General features: G+C 44.7%; 18 protein-coding genes and 1 other RNA gene. 16 read left to right on the forward strand and 3 right to left on the reverse strand.

Going from position 1 to position 18,669, the window contains the following annotated elements; translation table 11 throughout:
- The first annotated feature begins 99 nt into the window (after positions 1–99).
- Positions 100–570, forward strand: a complete 471-nt coding sequence (gene smpB, locus DIC78_RS14280; protein WP_010331890.1) for an SsrA-binding protein — start codon at positions 100–102, stop codon at positions 568–570.
- A 175-nt stretch (positions 571–745) separates the two neighbouring features.
- Positions 746–1,108: a transfer-messenger RNA gene (ssrA, locus tag DIC78_RS14285) on the forward strand.
- Between the two features lie 834 nt (positions 1,109–1,942).
- On the opposite strand, the gene DIC78_RS21885 is transcribed toward ssrA, so the two are convergent.
- Positions 1,943–2,143, reverse strand: coding sequence for a hypothetical protein (locus DIC78_RS21885; protein ID WP_024122855.1), 201 nt, complete (start codon positions 2,141–2,143; stop codon positions 1,943–1,945).
- 474 nt (positions 2,144–2,617) lie between these two features.
- Between DIC78_RS21885 and DIC78_RS14300 the strand changes: the two genes are divergently transcribed.
- From DIC78_RS14300 to azoRB, 8 genes are all read left to right on the forward strand, one after another.
- The gene (locus DIC78_RS14300; protein WP_106019561.1) at positions 2,618–3,412 is read left to right on the forward strand and encodes an SDR family NAD(P)-dependent oxidoreductase; all 795 of its coding nucleotides are present in this window, start codon (positions 2,618–2,620) and stop codon (positions 3,410–3,412) included.
- Positions 3,413–3,525: 113 nt separating this feature from the next.
- Positions 3,526–4,080, forward strand: a complete 555-nt coding sequence (locus DIC78_RS14305; protein ID WP_044159119.1) for a TetR/AcrR family transcriptional regulator — start codon at positions 3,526–3,528, stop codon at positions 4,078–4,080.
- 15 nt (positions 4,081–4,095) lie between these two features.
- A complete protein-coding gene (locus tag DIC78_RS14310) occupies positions 4,096–4,449 on the forward strand; it encodes a DMT family transporter (protein ID WP_106019560.1) in 354 nt (117 codons plus the stop codon).
- A gap of 1 nt (position 4,450) precedes the next feature.
- On the forward strand, positions 4,451–4,840 hold the full coding sequence (locus tag DIC78_RS14315; protein ID WP_095713018.1) for a YvaD family protein: 390 nt from the start codon (positions 4,451–4,453) through the stop codon (positions 4,838–4,840).
- Between the two features lie 94 nt (positions 4,841–4,934).
- Positions 4,935–5,882: an EamA family transporter gene (locus DIC78_RS14320; RefSeq protein ID WP_095713019.1), complete on the forward strand. Its 948-nt coding sequence runs from the start codon at positions 4,935–4,937 to the stop codon at positions 5,880–5,882.
- A 6-nt stretch (positions 5,883–5,888) separates the two neighbouring features.
- Positions 5,889–6,545, forward strand: coding sequence for a GntR family transcriptional regulator (locus tag DIC78_RS14325; RefSeq protein ID WP_127696471.1), 657 nt, complete (start codon positions 5,889–5,891; stop codon positions 6,543–6,545).
- A gap of 134 nt (positions 6,546–6,679) precedes the next feature.
- Positions 6,680–8,578, forward strand: a complete 1,899-nt coding sequence (locus tag DIC78_RS14330) for an FUSC family protein (protein WP_127696472.1) — start codon at positions 6,680–6,682, stop codon at positions 8,576–8,578.
- Positions 8,579–8,739: 161 nt separating this feature from the next.
- Complete coding sequence (gene azoRB / locus DIC78_RS14335) at positions 8,740–9,366, forward strand: FMN-dependent NADH-azoreductase AzoRB (protein ID WP_127696473.1); 627 nt, start codon at positions 8,740–8,742, stop codon at positions 9,364–9,366.
- A 34-nt stretch (positions 9,367–9,400) separates the two neighbouring features.
- Here the strand turns inward: azoRB and DIC78_RS14340 are convergent, their stop codons facing one another.
- On the reverse strand, positions 9,401–10,447 hold the full coding sequence (locus tag DIC78_RS14340) for an oxidoreductase (RefSeq protein WP_127696474.1): 1,047 nt from the start codon (positions 10,445–10,447) through the stop codon (positions 9,401–9,403).
- Positions 10,448–10,604: 157 nt separating this feature from the next.
- Here DIC78_RS14340 and csoR point away from each other — a divergent pair, with 157 nt between their 5' ends.
- The 6 genes from csoR to DIC78_RS14370 all read left to right on the forward strand — a co-directional run bounded on the left by csoR (position 10,605) and on the right by DIC78_RS14370 (position 17,175).
- The gene (csoR, locus tag DIC78_RS14345; RefSeq protein WP_024122845.1) at positions 10,605–10,907 is read left to right on the forward strand and encodes a copper-sensing transcriptional repressor CsoR; all 303 of its coding nucleotides are present in this window, start codon (positions 10,605–10,607) and stop codon (positions 10,905–10,907) included.
- A 75-nt stretch (positions 10,908–10,982) separates the two neighbouring features.
- On the forward strand, positions 10,983–11,192 hold the full coding sequence (gene copZ, locus DIC78_RS14350) for a copper chaperone CopZ (protein WP_024122844.1): 210 nt from the start codon (positions 10,983–10,985) through the stop codon (positions 11,190–11,192).
- A gap of 83 nt (positions 11,193–11,275) precedes the next feature.
- Positions 11,276–13,687, forward strand: a complete 2,412-nt coding sequence (copA, locus tag DIC78_RS14355; protein WP_127696475.1) for a copper-exporting P-type ATPase CopA — start codon at positions 11,276–11,278, stop codon at positions 13,685–13,687.
- A gap of 168 nt (positions 13,688–13,855) precedes the next feature.
- The gene (locus DIC78_RS14360) at positions 13,856–15,967 is read left to right on the forward strand and encodes a heavy metal translocating P-type ATPase (protein ID WP_106019556.1); all 2,112 of its coding nucleotides are present in this window, start codon (positions 13,856–13,858) and stop codon (positions 15,965–15,967) included.
- Between the two features lie 118 nt (positions 15,968–16,085).
- The gene (locus DIC78_RS14365; protein ID WP_101859952.1) at positions 16,086–16,754 is read left to right on the forward strand and encodes a disulfide bond formation protein BdbD; all 669 of its coding nucleotides are present in this window, start codon (positions 16,086–16,088) and stop codon (positions 16,752–16,754) included.
- A 4-nt stretch (positions 16,755–16,758) separates the two neighbouring features.
- Positions 16,759–17,175 carry a disulfide oxidoreductase gene (locus DIC78_RS14370; protein ID WP_059292555.1) on the forward strand — a complete coding sequence of 139 codons (417 nt, stop codon included), beginning with the start codon at positions 16,759–16,761 and terminating at the stop codon, positions 17,173–17,175.
- A 58-nt stretch (positions 17,176–17,233) separates the two neighbouring features.
- Here DIC78_RS14370 and DIC78_RS14375 read toward each other — a convergent pair.
- Positions 17,234–18,384, reverse strand: a protein-coding gene (locus tag DIC78_RS14375) for an IS3 family transposase (RefSeq protein WP_127695692.1) whose coding sequence is annotated in 2 segments (ribosomal slippage) — positions 17,234–18,111 and positions 18,111–18,384 — 1,152 coding nt in all. Because the reading frame shifts where the segments join, the coding sequence is not laid out codon by codon here.
- Positions 18,385–18,669 lie beyond the last annotated feature (285 nt).

Below are 18,669 nucleotides of genomic sequence, written 5' to 3' on the forward strand. Positions count from 1 at the left end.
TTCGGAAACAGCTTTTCATTGTAGCCATGCGTGACATTTGGTAAAATAGAGCGTATCGCAAAGGTGGACAGTTTTTCCTTAGTGAGAGGAGGTTCTGGCATGCCGAAAGGGTCAGGAAAAGTATTATCACAAAATAAAAAAGCCAATCACGATTATTTTATAGAAGAAACATATGAAACAGGCATTGTATTGCAAGGAACAGAAATCAAAGCGATTCGCGCCGGCCGCGTGAATCTAAAAGATTCCTTTGCCAAAATCGAACGGGGAGAAGTATTTCTCCACAATATGCACGTCAGCCCGTATGAGCAGGGAAACCGCTATAACCACGATCCGCTCCGGACGAGAAAGCTGTTAATGCACCGCAAGGAAATTAACAAGCTGATCGGCTTAACGAAGGAAAAAGGTTATTCTCTCGTTCCGCTCAAGCTGTATTTGAAAAACGGCTTTGCCAAAGTTCTTCTCGGTCTGGGTAAAGGGAAGAAAAACTATGACAAACGTGAAGATCTGAAGCGCAAGGATGCGAAGCGTGAAATTGAAAGAGCGTTCAGAGACAGTCAAAAAGGGTTCTAAAAAGCATAACGCTTGATACTGAAATCCAGCCTGTGCTATACTGATTTCACGATGAGATGACACGGTCTTTTCTTGAAGGATTTGTCAATTGAAATGAGCCGTGATCATGTTATAATAAGAATGTAGCCAGTTTGAGTGAGAGCTTGATATTTCTCCCGTATTTCCCTTATAACAAGGGGACGTTACGGATTCGACAGGGATGGATCGAGCTTGAGCTGCGAGCCGAGAGGCGATCTCGTAAACACGCACATAAATATAACTGGCAAAACTAACAGTTTTAACCAAAACGTAGCATTAGCTGCCTAATAAGCGCAGCGAGCTCTTCCTGACATTGCCTATGTGTCTGTGAAGAGCACATCCAAGTAGGCTACGCTTGCGTTCCCGTCTGAGAACGTAAGAAGAGACAAACAGACTAGCTCTCGGAAGGCCCGCCCGCAGGCAAGAAGATGAGTGAAAACACAAATATGCAGGCTACGCTCGTAGACGCTTAAGTAATCGATGTTTCTGGACGTGGGTTCGACTCCCACCGTCTCCATACATACTTTGAAACCGCAGTGCTATCAAAGCTTCTAAAGCTTTCGAGGGCACTGCGGTTACTTTTTGGTAACACTTTTAAAATTTTTCGTACCGTCTATCAATTGCGCTAGTCGCTATGCTATCGTAAAAAGAACCAAAAATCCTATAATCTGATTTTACTGGCGCTGTGTTTTCAGCGCTATTTTTTATGTCTTTTAAAAGAGACAGTTACTCTATCGACTCTATCTGAATCTGCATGTGAATTTTATCCTTAATCTCAATTATTCGGGAGATGCAATTGAGATGCTATGGGAGGTTTGTGGCTTAGTGTTAGGGGAGCTGTACACATGAAAAAGAACAAAGGAGGTTAAACAAGCTTGTAGGGGCACTGCGTACTCACTGGATTTTAGTAAATATACAGTGTTGCCTGAACTTGATTCAAAGCACCTTTACTTAAGTTAAGTGCATCTTCTAAACATCCTTGAACACTATTGATTTTGACATTCGTATAATTATATTCTTTATTCATATAATAAGCGAAAGCGATCATACCATCTCTTTGACTGTATACCCCGTCTCTTTGTCAAAAACTAAAATCTTAGTAAAGATGTACTCAACTTCTGCTAGAGATTTTTCAATTTGTTATTCAGTTAAGCCATCTAAACCGTCCTCCGAATTCAATTGGGTTGCTGAACTGCTGGTGCTATTGTCGCAATAGCAAGAAAGAAAACCGACGCTAGAAAAAACAATCTTTTCAACATGTGTGAACTCCCCCTTTTTTGAAATGGTAAAAGCAACATACATTTTTCAAAAAAAGGGTTTTAATCATAATAAGTCAAATATCGACAGAAGATTGTTACCACAAATGCAAAGCAAGAAACGAAAACGCCCATGCCAATATGCCGAACATTACAAAGAACCTAAGAAAAGTCTCATATTTTGTTAGTCTTCGTTCTCTTTTTGTTTTACCTAATCTCCAATACAGGGCGTAGCCGGAGAACAATAAAATGATTTGTCCAAATTGCGACACAGATTCTAAAAATTCTATACCATTCATTGATTTTCACCTCGTTTATTTATGAGAAAAAAATAAAGTAGACTTGCAGAGAGTCTACTTACCGCTTATCCAAAGTACCCATTTTCTTCGGTTTAAAAATTGCTAGAGGGTGAAATGGCTTGCACGTCGGTTAATAAAGTAAATGCTTAATGCTATTGTTTTAAAATGCCATATCCTTATTCGCCCAATTTATCCATTACATATTAGTTTTATTATCGCAAACGGAAAGGGAATTTCCAATATTTATGTGAAAATTAGTAATTTGTAATATGTCTAATGGTATAAAGGAATGTCGTTTCCCTTATCCAGCAGTACCTTTTACAGGTTCTGCTTCATTTTTTTCGTATAACAGGCACCAAAAAGTGCGTACTTCCACTTGAATCCCAGCTGTTTCATACTGGTTTTACAGCAGATGTTTTACCAATCGCATTTCTGTTAATAAATAAGAGGAAACAAAAACGGAGGGATGAACGAATGAAGCTGAATTTACATGGAAAAACCGCACTGGTGACCGGCTCAACGTCGGGGATCGGCAAAGCGATTGCCGCTTCGTTGGCGGAAGAAGGCGCGGCGGTTATCATTAACGGACGCCGGGAAGAAAAAGTGAATCAGACGATAGACGATTTGAAAACACAGCATGCAGAGGCTGTGTTTTATCCGGCCGCATTTGATCTTGGAACCGAAGAAGGCTGCAATGACCTGTTTCAGGCATATCCGCAGGTTGATATTTTGGTCAATAATTTAGGGATTTTTGAACCGGCGGAGTATTTTGATATTCCCGATGATGAGTGGTTCCGATTTTTTGAAGTGAATATTATGAGCGGTGTGAGGCTCACACGCAAGTATTTACACAAAATGATAGAGAAGAAAGAAGGCCGGGTGATTTTTATTGCCAGTGAAGCGGCAATCATGCCTTCTCAGGAAATGGCCCATTACAGCGCGACGAAAACGATGCAGCTTTCCATTTCCCGCAGCTTGGCGGAGCTGGCAACAGGCACAAATGTAACGGTAAATACAGTCATGCCGGGTTCAACCTTAACAGAGGGAGTGGAAACAATGCTGAACTCTCTTTATCCTGGTGAAAACCTGACTGTTCAAGAAGCCGAGACCCGTTTTATGAAGGAAAACCGTCCGACTTCAATTATCCAAAGGCTGATCCGGCCGGAAGAAATCGCCCACTTTGTTACATTCCTAAGCAGCCCGCTGTCTTCCGCGATTAATGGCGCGGCACTTCGGGCGGACGGCGGCTTGGTCCGCAGCGTTTTTTAGAAAACCTCTCCCTTTGGGAAGAGGTTTTTTTATTGTATTGATTTCCAGAACCTGCTGTCGTATAATTTTGGTACCGAAAAAGTTTTTCTAGTACCGAAAGCGAGGTGATTGATTTGGAAAAAAGAATATTGGCGGAAACCATTCGCCTGATCAGACAGAAAGGTTTTTCATTTACAATGAACGATCTGGCGGGAGCGCTTGGAACAAGCAAGCGGACGCTTTATGCGCATTACCCGTCGAAAGATCAGCTTGCGGAGGCCGTCGTGGCGCAGTTTATCGCAGAGATGAAGCAAATGGAAAAAAGCATCTATGAAGATGAGACCCTAGATGCGCTTGAAAAGGTGAAGCAAATGCTGATCGGTCTTCCAAAGGAAATGGAGCTGCTGAACATGGGGTTATTACAAGAGCTGAAGAAATCCCATTACGATGCGTGGCTCAAATTAGACACGTTTATGAAGGAAGAATGGTCAGTTGTTATTGGATTGTTAAACGAGTGCAGGGAGCAAAAGAAGATCAGAAACATCAACATTGATTTATTGGTTCAAATGTATATAGGAAGCATCAACCAAGTATATGATCCTGATTATCCGCTCAAACATCAGTACACGACAGGAGAAGTTCTTGAATCAATCGTAGATGTATTATGTAACGGGATAACAGAAAAATGAGGAGGCTGGTGGCGCGTGCAGTGGATGTTTTTATGTTTGGCCATTTTATTTGAAGTTGCCGGAACAGTCAGTATGAAGCTTTCATCGGGTTTTACGAGGCTTCTGCCGAGTGTGCTATTGCTGTTTTTTTATGGCGGGAGTCTTTTCTTTCTGACGCTTACGCTCAAATCTATCGATGTATCTGTTGCTTACGCTGTCTGGTCGGGGATGGGCATTGTCCTGATCACAGTTGTCGGGTTTTTGTATTTTCAAGAGAATATAAGTGTCATGAAACTGATTTCAATCGGGCTGATTATTGCCGGTGTTGTGTCTTTAAACCTGATCGATCAAGGGGCGGAGCCTCAAACGGTACATAAAAGTGAGCAGTAACATGAGAGTGATGAAACTGTTCTTTCTCGTGACTGATATCGGTTTTATATTGTACTGGCTGTCTGCCGGCTTTTCATTAATGCCGGAAAGCTGGGCCTTTAAACATTATCAAGATCCGTTTATGATCGCCTGGAATTGGTCCTTTTTTCCCTTGGATATCTTAATCTCCATGACTGGTTTGTACAGCTTGTATTTGCAGCGCGTCAAAAGAGCAATATGGAGGCAGCTGGCGCTGATTTCTCTTGTGCTGACCTTCTGTTCAGGCCTTCAGGCTTTATCATTCTGGACATTTAGCGGGGATTTTGATCTTGCATGGTGGCTGTTTAATGGATACCTTTTGATTTATCCTTTATTTTTTATTCACAGACTTTTATCTAAGCAGTGCGAGTAGCACTATTTTTATTTTTTGAAAACACTTTGTTTTCTGAAAAGTAAAACGATATAATATGTAATATATTGCATATTACATGTCAGGAGGATATACGTTGGCGACTCAGAAACAACGGTTGTACGGCTTTTTAATGGTGATTGTCGGAGCTGCTTTTTGGGGATTATCGGGAACGGTTGCCCAGCATTTATTTGAAACGAGTGATGTATCGGTGGAGTGGCTTGTAACGGTGCGTTTACTGTTATCAGGCCTGTTGGTGCTGATTATTGTGTCCGCCGGTAAAAACAGGAGGGCAGTTTGGGGCATATGGAAAGATAAAAAAGCGGCTGTCCAGCTTATTGTTTTCGGGATTGCCGGCATGCTGGGTGTTCAGTATACGTTTTTAGCTTCAATCGGAACCGGAAACGCAGCGGTGGCTACGCTGCTTCAATACTTAGCGCCTGTTCTGATTATGCTGTATTTGCTTCTGACCCGAAAGAATTCATTTCAGTTTTCCGATTTTTTGGGGCTATTATTGGCTTTAGCAGGCACTTTTTTGCTGCTGACGAATGGAAACATCAGCAATTTAACAGTTTCTCCTTTATCTGTTGTATGGGGTCTTCTTTCTGCTGGCGCACTTGCCTTCTATACGCTGTATTCCAGTTCTCTTTTGAAAACATGGGGGTCGGCTCTCGTCATTGGCTGGGGGATGCTGATCGGGGGCGTCGGCATGAGCTTTATTCATCCGCCTTGGGCAGTACAGGCAGAAGGCTGGACGGTTTCTGGAATTGTATCGGTGGCTTTTATTGTTATTTTCGGAACGTTATTGGGATTCTGCATGTACCTAGAAAGTTTGAAATATTTATTCCCGCAAGAAGCAAGCATGCTGGGATGCACTGAGCCGGTTGCCGCAGTAGCGTCTTCTATTCTTTGGCTTGGCGTGTCCTTTGGGTTGTTTCAAGCAGCAGGAGCGGCATGCATTTTAGTCATGATTTTTGTCCTTTCACAGAAGAAAAGTGCCGGCAAAACGGCAGCATTAAAAAACCAAACTCATATTCAGAGGTGATGCTTTGTGCCGATACCGTCCAATGCCCCAAAGCCGAAACGGCAGACTGCCAAAAAGCTTGCTTTTGAGCAAATTCAAAAGTGGATCGTGGAAGGAGTGCTTGTGCCCGGAGAAAAATTGAATGACGATGCGTTGGCCAAAGCGCTTGGCGTCAGCAGAACACCGGTCAGAGAGGCTTTGCAATTATTAGAGATGCAGGGGTTTGTTGAAATGTCTCCGGGGAAAGAAACAAGAATTTCACAGATTGAAAAAAATGATGTCTTCAAAGTCTATCCGCCGATGGCGTCTCTCCAGTCCACCGCTGCCGAATTGGCAATTGAAAACATTCATTCGTCTCATATAGAGCAGCTGACAGCCATCAATCACGAAATGAAAGCGGCAATTGACCGAAACGAAATCTATGAAGTGCTTGGCATTGATAAAGCGTTTCATGATGTGATAATTGAGGCGGCTGATAATGAATATATCAGCAATTTTACCTCAGTTCTTCACATGCATATTCTTCGGCTTGAGTATCTCTTTTTCAAGTCTCCGCAGAATTCTATTGAAGAACATAACCAAATCATTCAGGCATATAAGGAGAAAGACCGGAAAAAGGCGGCTGAGCTGACATACAGCAACTGGATCAAACCAATGCATGACATTGCGAAAAAACTTGTGTAATGAAGGCAGAGAAGATATGTCTCTGTCTTTTTTGATGAGAGCATATCCAATGAGAAGATGGGTCTGTTTCTGGGCATACTATGGCGAATAAACGGGAAGAGACCAACATCATGTCGTTAAAGAGGTTATGCAATATGAACAAGTCTTCTGATCAAAATCGAAGAACAGTGCCAAGTGCCGTCAAGGATGCCTTTCGCATTCATGCAACCCCTTTCCCATGGAAAAAGGCAATCGGGTCAGGCGTCGCTTCAGGATTTCCTGTGTTTGTCGGCGCATTGTCGGGACACACGGATTTCGGTTTGACCGCTAGCATCGGCGGCTTTGTTTTTTTATATGCAGGCGGGGAATCGTATACGAAACGTATTCTGAAGCTGCTGTTAGTTTCAATGGGGATCGCCGCATCGTTTGGATTAGGGACGCTTTTGGCAGGGACTTTTTGGAGCATGGCGGCTGTTCTGGGGCTTATCGGGGCAGCTGCAATGTTTATTTTTGGCGCGCTTGGGATACAAGGGCCAGCACCGATGTTTTTTGTCCTTGCCTTTTTGGTGAGCTCGGGTTTGCCGGCAGATCCTTCAGAAGCTCCGTTCAGAGCGGGACTGACATTTGCCGGCGGGCTTTTCGCCACAGGAATCGCCTTGATTGGCTGGATCAATAACAGGCATGGACCGGAAAATACAGTGCTGAATAGAACATACCGCCAGCTTGCATCCTGCCTTTCCGATGTCGGAACTCCTGATTTTCATAACGCGCAGCATCAGACCGTGCTGATGCTGAGAACAGCCCGTCAAACGGTGCTCGGCAAAGGGAATAGATGGAGAAAATCGCCTCATGATGAACGTTTTATCCGCTTGCTGGAAAAAGCGGATGATCTCTTCATCTCGATCATTCATTTTTCTGCCGAAACACCAAACGCAGATAAGGCGCAGATCGCAAAGGCACTTCGCCAAACTGCCGACATGCTGGGGCAATCTCGTGTTTCCGATGCGTTTCCTATTCAGGAGGATGAAGCGGAGCCAGCCCGGAAGCTGTATGAAGAAATCAACGAGGTTTTGAGTATCGCTTCAGGACAGAATGATGATCCATCGGACGCGGAGCCAAGCCGTCTGCCATCCTCCTATTACTTTCTGAGAAATGCCTTTGACTGGGAGTCACCTGTTTTGATTCGGGCATTAAAGTATGGGATTGTGCTGTTTGCGGCGGCTTTGTTTGCCAATGCTTTCGGTTTTCACCGTTCTTACTGGATTCCGCTCTCGGCAGCGGCGGTGATGCTGGGCACGACTGTTGTCTTTACGCTGCAAAGAGCCATTCAGCGTTCGGCAGGAACCGTAATTGGCGTGATGCTGGCAGGGGCGATCCTGTTCTTTAAGCCATCCGGCGTGTATATCGCTTTATGTATCACAATGCTTCAATTTCTTCTTGAAATGCTGATTGTCCGCAATTATGCTTTGGCTGTTCCTTTTCTGACCGCAAACGCGCTTGTTATCACAGAAAGCATGCATGGCGGCTTGGGGGCCGGTTATTTTATAGCGGCGAGGCTGACCGATGTGGCTGTCGGCAGCACAATTGGCCTATTGGGAACAATGCTTTTGTGGAGACGTTTTTCAGCAAAACGCCTGCCTGAATACATGTGGGAAGTGATCAGGCTGGAAGGGCAGTTTATGGAGAAACTGTTAGCCGGACAGCAAATAGACGGACATCAGCTTAGAGTGAGCTTAGTCAGGCTTCGGGATGCATATGATAAAGCACTTGGAGATTTTCCAAAAGCGAAAGCGGATACGCTGTGGCCGGCGATCTCTGGAGTACAGCACTTAGGTTATTATTTGCTCTCGGCTCAAGCCCATCACCGCCCGTCCTCTCCGGTTTCTGAAGAAGAAATAAACCAATTGAGAGCGTTTTTTGAACAGGCTGAGCAATCAGTACTGATGAAAATGCCGCCCGCTGTTGTAGAAGTGCCGCGTTTTCCGTATTATCCGCGAATCAGCGGGGAGCTCTACACATTGTATACAGGTTTGCGAACAGCTTATGAAAAGTAAGCTGTTCGTACGGGTTTAAAAAAAATCTTTAATTCGAGATATTTTACTTGAAAGCAATTTTTATTGCACCTATAATAAGGTTTAAGAGATAAAGAATAATCATGACGCGTCTGAATGATAATAACGGATGTGTAATTTTAAAATTGAAAGGGCTGGTAAAAATGGCAAAAGTATTGTATATCACTGCTCACCCGCATGATGAAGCGACTTCTTACAGCATGGCAACCGGTAAAGCGTTCATCGAATCATACAAAGAAGCAAATCCAAATGATGCAGTTGTACATATCGACTTGTACAAAGAAAACATTCCTCACATTGATGCTGATGTATTCAGCGGCTGGGGCAAGCTCCAGTCCGGCGATGCACTTTCTGAAAACGAAAAAGAGAAAGTGGGCCGTTTAGGAGAGCTTAGCGATCAATTTGCATCAGCTGATAAATATGTGTTCGTCACACCATTATGGAACTTCTCATTCCCGCCGGTGATGAAAGCGTACCTTGATTCAGTTGCAGTAGCAGGAAAATCTTTCAAATATACTGAACAAGGTCCTATCGGCTTGTTAACTGATAAAAAAGCGATTCACATTCAAGCGCGCGGCGGCTATTATTCAGAAGGCCCTGCGGCTGAAATGGAAATGGGCCACCGCTACATCGGCATTATGATGAACTTCTTCGGCGTTCCATCCTTCGATGGCATTTTCGTAGAGGGTCATAATGCAGAGCCTGACAAAGCACAGCAAATCAAAGAAGATGCGATTGCCCGTGCAAAAGAAGCAGGAAAAACATTCTAATGAAAAAGCCTCCCCGTATAAAGGGAGGCTTTATTTATTGTTCTAACGAAATGGTCCGTTTCTCTTCACTGCTTTTCACAGCCGCTTCAATGATCCGGATGACATCAATTCCCTCTTCAGCTGTGACAGGCAGCGGCGCGCCTTCGCGTATGCTGTCTGCTATTTTGCGGTAATAGGTAAGGTAAGAGCCGTTAACTGATGGAATGGTTTCTGTTTTTTTGTTCTCGCCATGAACAGTTGTCAGCTGACCGTAAGACTCGGGATCATCCGCACCCCAGCTGTCATCCTCCGGTTTTTTCCCGGCTCTGAGGGCATCCTCCTGTCCGTCAATCCCGTATTTGATAAAACTTGATTGCTGTCCGTGAATTTGATAACGCGGCCCGTTTGCCGGGACGATTGATCCGGCGTATAGAATGGCTTGAAGCTTGCCGTAATCCATTGTCAGATGAAAATAATCAACGGTTTCAGCATGTTCTCTTTGAGCCATGACTTTTGCGGTTACAGCTTTAGGCATTCCGAATAAATGCAGTGCCTGGTCTATGATATGAGAGCCGAGATCATACAGCGTACCGGTGGCAGCCCCTTCTTTTTCCCGCCATCTTGCTTGAATCTCAGGTTTGTATCGGTCATAGGAGACCTGATATGTATTGATATCTTCTAGAGACCCGTCATCAATGAGTTTCTTAATTGTTAAAAAGTCATTATCCCATCGCCTGTTATGGTATACGCTTAACAAGACGCCTCGTTCGTTGGCCGCTTTTTTTAATTTCTCCCCTTCTTCAGCAGTGGCTGTCATCGGTTTTTCAATAACGACATGTTTGCCCGCCTGAATGCATGCCAATGCGTGCTCGTAATGCAGGCCGCTCGGAGTGGTGACGATGACAAGCTCAATTGCCGGATCATTTGTCATCTCCTCAAGCTCATGCACTACTTCGGCATCAGGGAAATCACGCTTCACCTCTTCCGTTCGCGATGTCATCACCTTGCTGATATGATACTCGTCCAGAACGGCAAGCAGCGGCGCGTGAAAGACCGAGCCTGACAGTCCGTACCCTAATATCCCTACCTGTATCGTATTCACTTTTCTTCTCCCCTTTTAAAAGTGCTTTGATAAAGGTATATACCCTTATCTTCAAATGGTAAAACCTGCATAGTGGATTTTTTTGCCGCCGCAAGCTTAGACAACGGTTTGGACAATCAGTATAATGGGAATTAATATATGAAACAGAGGTGTGCGCATGGAGAAGCATAATGAACATAAAGCATTAAACCATAAAAGCTCGAAAGAAAAGGATCAAATTACAAACCGATTGAAACGGATAGAAGGCCAGGTCAGAGGCATTCAAAATATGGTGGAAAACGATCGATATTGTGTAGATATTCTTGTACAGATTTCAGCTGTTCAGGCGGCAATGCAAAAAGTGGCTCTCCACTTGCTTGAAGATCACGCCCATCATTGCGTAGCAGACGCCATCAAAAGCGGAGACGGGGACCAAGCCATTTCTGAGCTATTAGACGTATTTAAAAAATTAGCGAAATAATCATGTTTTATTATTGTAATACCCTACGGGGGTATGGTAGGATGAAAACAGATCGAATAAACAGGAGGAATTCATATGGAACAAAAAACATTGCAAGTTGAAGGCATGTCTTGTCAGCACTGCGTCAAAGCAGTTGAAACGAGTGTGGGAGAACTGGACGGGGTTAGTGCTGTTCATGTCAATCTTGAAGCGGGGAAAGTTGATGTCACGTTTGATGCCGGCAAAGTGTCAGTCAAAGACATTGCGGATGCGATAGAAGACCAAGGCTATGATGTAGCCAACTGATTCACGGTATCGCGCCTTCATCAAGGCGCGATATTTCTTTCATTTTTATATACCCCCCGGGTGTATATAAAGGAGTGAGTGTATTGAGTGAGCAAAAGGAAATTGCGATGCAAGTATCTGGTATGACTTGTGCGGCGTGTGCCGCCAGAATTGAAAAAGGCCTGAAGCGGATGCCTGGTGTCACGGATGCCAATGTGAATCTGGCGACGGAAACGTCAAATGTCACCTATGACCCTGCTGAAACAGGAACAGAAGCAATCCAAGAAAAAATAGAAAAACTGGGTTATCACGTCGTAACGGAAAAAGCTGAGTTTGATATTGAGGGCATGACCTGTGCAGCATGCGCCAATCGGATTGAAAAGCGGCTTAGCAAATTAGAAGGCGTTACAAATGCTCCGGTGAACTTTGCTTTAGAAACTGTAACAGTTGAATACAACCCAAAAGAAGCGGCTGTCAGCGATTTTAAAGAAGTCGTTGATAAGATCGGATATCAACTTAAGCTGAAAGGCGATGAGGATAGCGAAGCCGCTGCTTCCAAAAAGAAAGAAGAACGGCAGCAAACAGCGAGACTGATCTTTTCAGCTATTCTGTCATTTCCTTTGCTGTGGGCGATGGTGAGCCATTTTACATTTACTTCGTTCATTTGGGTGCCGGATTTATTCCTCAATCCGTGGATGCAATTTGCCCTTGCGACCCCGGTGCAGTTTTTGATCGGCTGGCCGTTTTACGTCGGCGCATATAAGGCGCTCAGAAATAAAAGCGCCAATATGGATGTATTGGTTGCACTCGGAACAACGGCTGCTTATGCTTACAGTCTTTATCTTACGATTCGAAGCCTCGGTTCCCATGGGCATACTGACGGCCTTTACTATGAAACAAGCGCGATTTTGCTGACGCTCATTTTGTTAGGAAAGCTGTTTGAAACGAAGGCGAAAGGGCGCTCATCAGATGCCATTAAAAAGCTCATGAAGCTGCAAGCCAAAACAGCGGCGGTCGTAAGAGACGGACAGGAGCAAATCATCCCGATAGATGAAGTGGCTGTTGGTGATATTGTTCATGTCAAACCAGGCGAACGAATTCCTGTCGATGGAGAGGTGCTGGAAGGCCGCTCGGCTGTAGATGAATCCATGATTACAGGAGAAAGTCTTCCCGTTGACAAATCTCCCGGTGACAGCGTGACAGGAGCGACTGTGAACTCAAACGGTTTCCTGAAAATCAAGGCTGTTAACGTCGGGAAAGAAACAGCGCTTTCTCATATCATCAAAATTGTGGAGGAAGCACAAGGATCAAAAGCGCCGATCCAGCGTCTCGCCGACCAGATTTCCGGCATTTTTGTGCCGATTGTATTGGGGATCGCCGTCCTCACGTTCCTTATTTGGTATCTTTGGGCGTCTCCAGGTGATTTTGCTGAAGCAATCAGCAAGTTTATTGCGGTTCTCGTCATCGCCTGTCCATGTGCACTGGGTCTTGCCACCCCGACAAGCATTATGGCAGGATCCGGACGGGCGGCTGAATTCGGCATTCTTTTTAAAGGCGGAGAGCATTTAGAAAAAACACACCGCCTTGATACCATTGTTCTCGATAAAACCGGAACAGTGACAAACGGAAAGCCGAAGCTGACTGATGCCATTCCTGCCGATGGCTTTGAAGAAACAGAGCTGCTCCGGTTCGCAGCAGCAGCTGAGACGGGCTCGGAACACCCGCTCGGCGAAGCGATCGTTGCCGGTGTGAAAGATAAAGGGCTGGAGATACCGAAGCTCACCCATTTTGTAGCGAAAGTAGGCGCTGGTATTTCAGCCGAAGCCGGAGGCAAAACGATACTCGTCGGCACAAGACGGTTAATGGAGAGCGAACGGATTGAGCATGAGGCTCTTCTTCCTCGGATGGAGGAGCTTGAAGGAGAAGGAAAAACTGTGATGCTCGTGTCCATTGATGGAGCAGCAGCGGGACTTGTAGCGGTTGCCGACACGATAAAAGACACGTCGCGGGAGGCAGTCACCCGTCTGAAAGAGATGGGTCTGGATGTCATCATGATGACCGGGGACAATCGCAGAACGGCAGAAGCGATAGCAAAGGAAGCTGGAATTGACAGCGTCATTGCTGAGGTCCTTCCTGAGCAAAAGGCAGCGGAAATCTCCCGCCTGCAAAAAGAAGGACGCCAGACGGCAATGGTCGGTGATGGAATCAACGATGCACCCGCGCTTGCCACAGCGGATATCGGCATGGCAATTGGAACAGGCACCGACATCGCGATGGAAACAGCGGACATAACGCTCATTCGCGGCGATCTGAACAGTATTGCGGACGCCATCCGTATGAGCAGACTTACCATGAAAAACATTAAACAAAACTTATTCTGGGCACTTGGCTATAACAGTCTCGGCATTCCAATCGCGGCCCTTGGATTTTTAGCGCCATGGATAGCGGGAGCGGCAATGGCTTTTAGCTCTGTATCTGTTGTTCTGAATGCGCTGCGTCTGCAAAAAGTAAAATAAAAACCGGTGATTTGCCGGTTTTTATTTTTCATTGACACTTTCTTGGAAAACACCATATAATAGATGTAACTATTATATGAGTATATGCTCATATATGTAATTTTGATACTCACACTCATTCATATGCTTTGATGAGGGAACCCTAAATCGGAAGGTAAGGTGAGACAAATGAAACAAGTGACGCGGGAATATGTTCTGGACGGTTTGGATTGCAGCAACTGCGCACAAAAAATCGAAAATGGCGTCAAAGGCATCAAAGGCGTTGACGGATGCGCGGTTAACTTTGCAGCAAGCACACTGACTGTCTCAGCCGATGGCAAAGAAGAACAATGGGTCACCAATAAGGTCGAGAAAAAAGTAAAATCAATTGATCCTCATGTAACAGTTCGTCCGAAACATAAAAAGAAATCAGCAGATGACGGTTATCGAAAAAGAATGATCAATATGCTGATCAGAATGGCAGCAGCGGTCCTTCTCGGAGCGGCGGCATATTTGATTCATGCCGGCCCAATGCTGGAATTTTTATTATTTTTCGCCGCCTACTTGATAATCGGAGGAGACATTGTCGTTCGAGCGGTCAAAAATATCAGCCGCGGACAAGTGTTTGATGAACATTTTTTAATGGCTCTTGCTACAATCGGCGCTTTTTTAATTCAGCAATACCCGGAAGGCGTTGCTGTGATGCTGTTTTATCAAATCGGCGAGCTGTTTCAAGGAGCCGCGGTCAGCCGTTCTAGAAAATCGATCAGTGCATTAATGGATATCAGGCCGGATTACGCCAATATGAAAATAGGAGACGGCATCAAGACCGTTTCTCCGGAGGACGTGCAGACAGGAGATATCATTGTCGTCAACCCGGGAGAAAGCATACCGCTGGACGGAAAGGTTGTGCAGGGATCGGCGATGGTTGATACATCAGCGCTGACAGGAGAATCTGTACCAAGAAAAGCGGCAGAAGGACAAGAAGTCATGTCCGGCTTTATCAATCAAAACGGCGTTCTGCATATAGAAGTAACAAAAGGCTATCAGGATTCCGCGGTATCCAAAATATTAGATTTGGTTCAAAATGCGAGCAGCCGTAAAGCGCGGACCGAAAACTTTATCACGAAGTTTGCCAAGTATTATACACCGGCTGTCGTCATTATCGCCGCCCTGCTGGCATTTGTCCCGCCGCTGTTTATTCCTGGCGCTTTACTTTCTGATTGGGTGTACCGCGCGCTTATTTTCTTAGTCATTTCATGCCCATGCGCCCTTGTTGTCTCCATTCCGCTCGGTTTCTTCGGCGGAATCGGCGCAGCTTCGAAGGCCGGGGTGCTTGTGAAAGGAAGCAATTACTTAGAAGCCTTACATCAAGTCAAATACGCTGTGTTTGATAAAACAGGCACACTGACAAAAGGCAGCTTTGAAGTGACAGAGATCAAACCTGCGAAAGGTTTTTCGAAGGAGACTTTACTCAAAGCCGCGGCATACGCTGAGCTCCACTCTCAGCACCCGATTGCAGAATCTGTGCGGAAAGCCTATGGGAAGCCGCTTTCCCCGGACACAATCGAGTCATATGAGGAAATATCCGGGCACGGTATTTTCGCAAAGGTGAACGGAAAAGAAATCCTTGCGGGGAACAAGAAGCTGATGGAAAGAGAGCAGATTGAGAGCGTCCCGGATGAAAACGCCGGTACAATTGTTCACGTGGCTATTGATCAGCGCTATGCCGGGGCGATCATCATAGCAGATGAAGTAAAGGAAGACGCAAAACAAGCGATCGCAGATTTGAAATCGCTCGGTATCAAACAGACAGTCATGCTGACGGGCGATTCAAAACAGACAGGAGAAACAGTCGGAAAACAGCTCGGCCTCGACGAGGTTTATGCGGAGCTGCTGCCGGAGGATAAAGTGGAGCGGGTAGAAGCATTGGAATCGAAGCTGCTCCCGAATGAAAAACTCATTTTTGTCGGTGACGGAATTAATGACACTCCGGTGCTTGCACGCGCGGACATTGGAGCGGCGATGGGCGGACTCGGGTCAGATGCAGCTGTAGAAGCCGCGGATGTTGTGCTGATGACAGATCAGCCGTCAAAAATAGCGGAAGCGATTCGGATTGCCAAACGGACTCGGCGAATCGTGTGGCAAAACATCGGATTTGCTTTAGGTGTTAAGGCCATTTTCCTCTTACTCGGAGCGTTTGGATTTGCGACCATGTGGGAGGCGGTTTTCTCAGATGTCGGTGTTACGCTTCTCGCTGTTGCAAACGCTATGCGCGTGATGCGCCTCAAAATAAGATAATTGTCGGAGAGAATTCACTATTTCGGGCTTTTCTTATAGACGGTTGTCTTGTTAAAATAAAGAAGTGGGTCAATTGAGATCCGCTTCTTTTTTAATTTTAAAACGATGAGGTGTCGGAGTGAAAAAGAAACAGCAGTCTTCTGCGAAATTCGCGGTCATCCTTACGGTTGTCGTTGTTGTCTTGTTAGCAGCAATTGTCATCATTAATAACAAAACGGAGCAAGGCAACGAAGCAGTGTCAGGACAGCCGTCTATCAAAGGCCAGCCTGTGCTTGGCAAAAATGATGCACCGGTAACGGTAGTGGAATTCGGAGATTATAAATGTCCGTCTTGCAAGATGTTTAACAGCGACATCTTCCCTAAAATCCAAAAAGACTTTATTGACAAGGGCGATGTGAAATTTTCTTTCGTGAACGTCATGTTCCATGGAAAAGGCTCAACGTTAGCGGCTCTTGCCTCAGAGGAAGTATGGAAAGAAGATCCTGATTCTTTCTGGGCATTTCATGAAAAGCTGTTTGACAAGCAGCCGGACACAGAACAGGAATGGGTAACGCCGGCGGTTCTCGGTGATATCGCAAAAAGCACGACAAAGGTAAACCCTGATACGCTGAAGGACAATCTTGATAAGGAAACATTTGCATCTGCAGTGGAAAAGGATTCGGACCTTAATCATAAAATGAACATAAAAGCAACGCCTACGATTTATGTTAATGATAAAGTGATCAGTAATTTTTCGAATTATGAAGAAATTAAAGAAACGATAGAAAAAGAGCTGAAAGGGAAGTAAGCGCATGAAAAATAGAATTGTTTTTTTATATGCTTCCTGGGTTGTTGCTCTTATCGCCATGCTGGGCAGCCTATATTTCAGTGAAATCAAAAAGTTCATCCCATGTGAACTGTGCTGGTACCAGCGTATTCTCATGTATCCGCTCGTTCTGATTTTAGGAATCGCCACCTTTCAGGGTGACACACGCGTGAAAAAATATGTGCTGCCGATGGCAATTATCGGCGCATTTATTTCGATTATGCATTATCTGGAGCAAAAAGTGCCGGGCTTTAGCGGCATCAAGCCATGTGTAAGCGGTGTGCCTTGCTCGGGCCAATATATTAACTGGTTCGGTTTTGTGACCATTCCGTTTCTGGCCTTGATTGCTTTTATTCTGATCATCATTTTTATGTGCCTCCTCAAAGGCGAAAAATCTGAATAAGAAAAAAGCGCCCGCGAAGGGACTGACCCCTGTTTTTGAGACAGGGATCAAAACACTTTTATACAGCCAATTGCCGATAGCTTATCGGTGATTGGCTGTTTAGTTTCGTTTGAATACGAATGTTGTTATAATAATAAATGTATTCTTTGACAGTGCGTTCTACGATGGCGGTCGTGGTTCGATTAATGCTGTTAAGATAGAACGTTTCAGACTTTAGTGAGGAATGAAACGATTCGATGGAGGCATTATCAGCGGGCGTCCCTTTGCGGGACATGCTCATGGTAATGCCTTTTGTTTTAACAGCTTTCTGATACTCATAAGATGTATACACAGATCCTTGGTCACTATGTAACACGCAGTTCTGAGGCAGTGTTGGCAGCTGATCAAGTGTGTTTAAGACAAAGTCTGTGTCCTGCTTATCTCCAATCGTGAAAGCAATTACTTCTCCATTGTATACATCCAATATACTGGAAAGATACAATTGTTTCTGTCCATAAGGCAAATACGTGATATCCGTTACTAGTTTTTCAAGAGGATGATCGGACTGAAAGTTCCGATCTAATATATTATCAACCACGGCATATGGCTGCCCATTCTTCTTGCGCTTTTTCACCTTAACCCGGCACTGCCACTGATTTTTCTGCATGATACGCTGAACCGTTTTATGGTTAATACGCATTTCCTTTTTTAATATAGCTGTAATTTTTCGATATCCATATCGATACTTGTGCTCTCGGCACAACGTGCCGATTTGTTTTTCCAAATGGCGCTTGGGATGATCTTTCATCAGGTTCTTCTTCCAACGATAATAAGACGCTCGTGAGATACCTAAATGAACACAGATATTCTGTACGGTCATTGTGCCGTGCAATACTTCTACAAGTTCGACTGACGTTTGGCTATCAACTTCCTTTCCAATTCGTTGTACTTTTTTAAAACTTCATTTTGTTGTCTCAGATAACGGTTCTCTGCCTGCAGTTTCTCTAATTCGGAAGAATACTCCGGACCTTTTCCGTAAGTGTATTGCTTACCAACAGGCTGTTCAAATCGATGTGTATCCCCAGCTTTATGCCATCTAACCCATGTCTGAACCTGCGTCTTATTCCTGATATTCAATTCCTGCATGATCTCTTTCATAGGCACGCCTGCCAATCTCATTTCTACAGCCTTCTGTTTGACTTCAATCGGATAACTCATTCTTGTTCCCATACAAAAAACACCTCCAAGTCTTATTTCGGATAACAACTATCCGTTTTCAAACTTGAAGGTGTTTTTTATTTGTCTCATCTTATGGGGTCAGTCCCGAATGAGGGGCGCTTTTTTTACGGTACAAATGATAGGCACTGCCAGCGGCAGACTCATGCTGATCGGCGTTTACTGTTTTCCCTCTACATTTATCTTTTTTTATCATAAAAATGTTATTGATTTTAAGCTGAAGCGGTTATAAAATCTAGAGGTCGTCAGAAAATTTAACAAATATAAAGGGAGTCATCA

The organism is Bacillus halotolerans, from assembly GCF_004006435.1.
Classification (GTDB): domain Bacteria; phylum Bacillota; class Bacilli; order Bacillales; family Bacillaceae; genus Bacillus; species Bacillus halotolerans.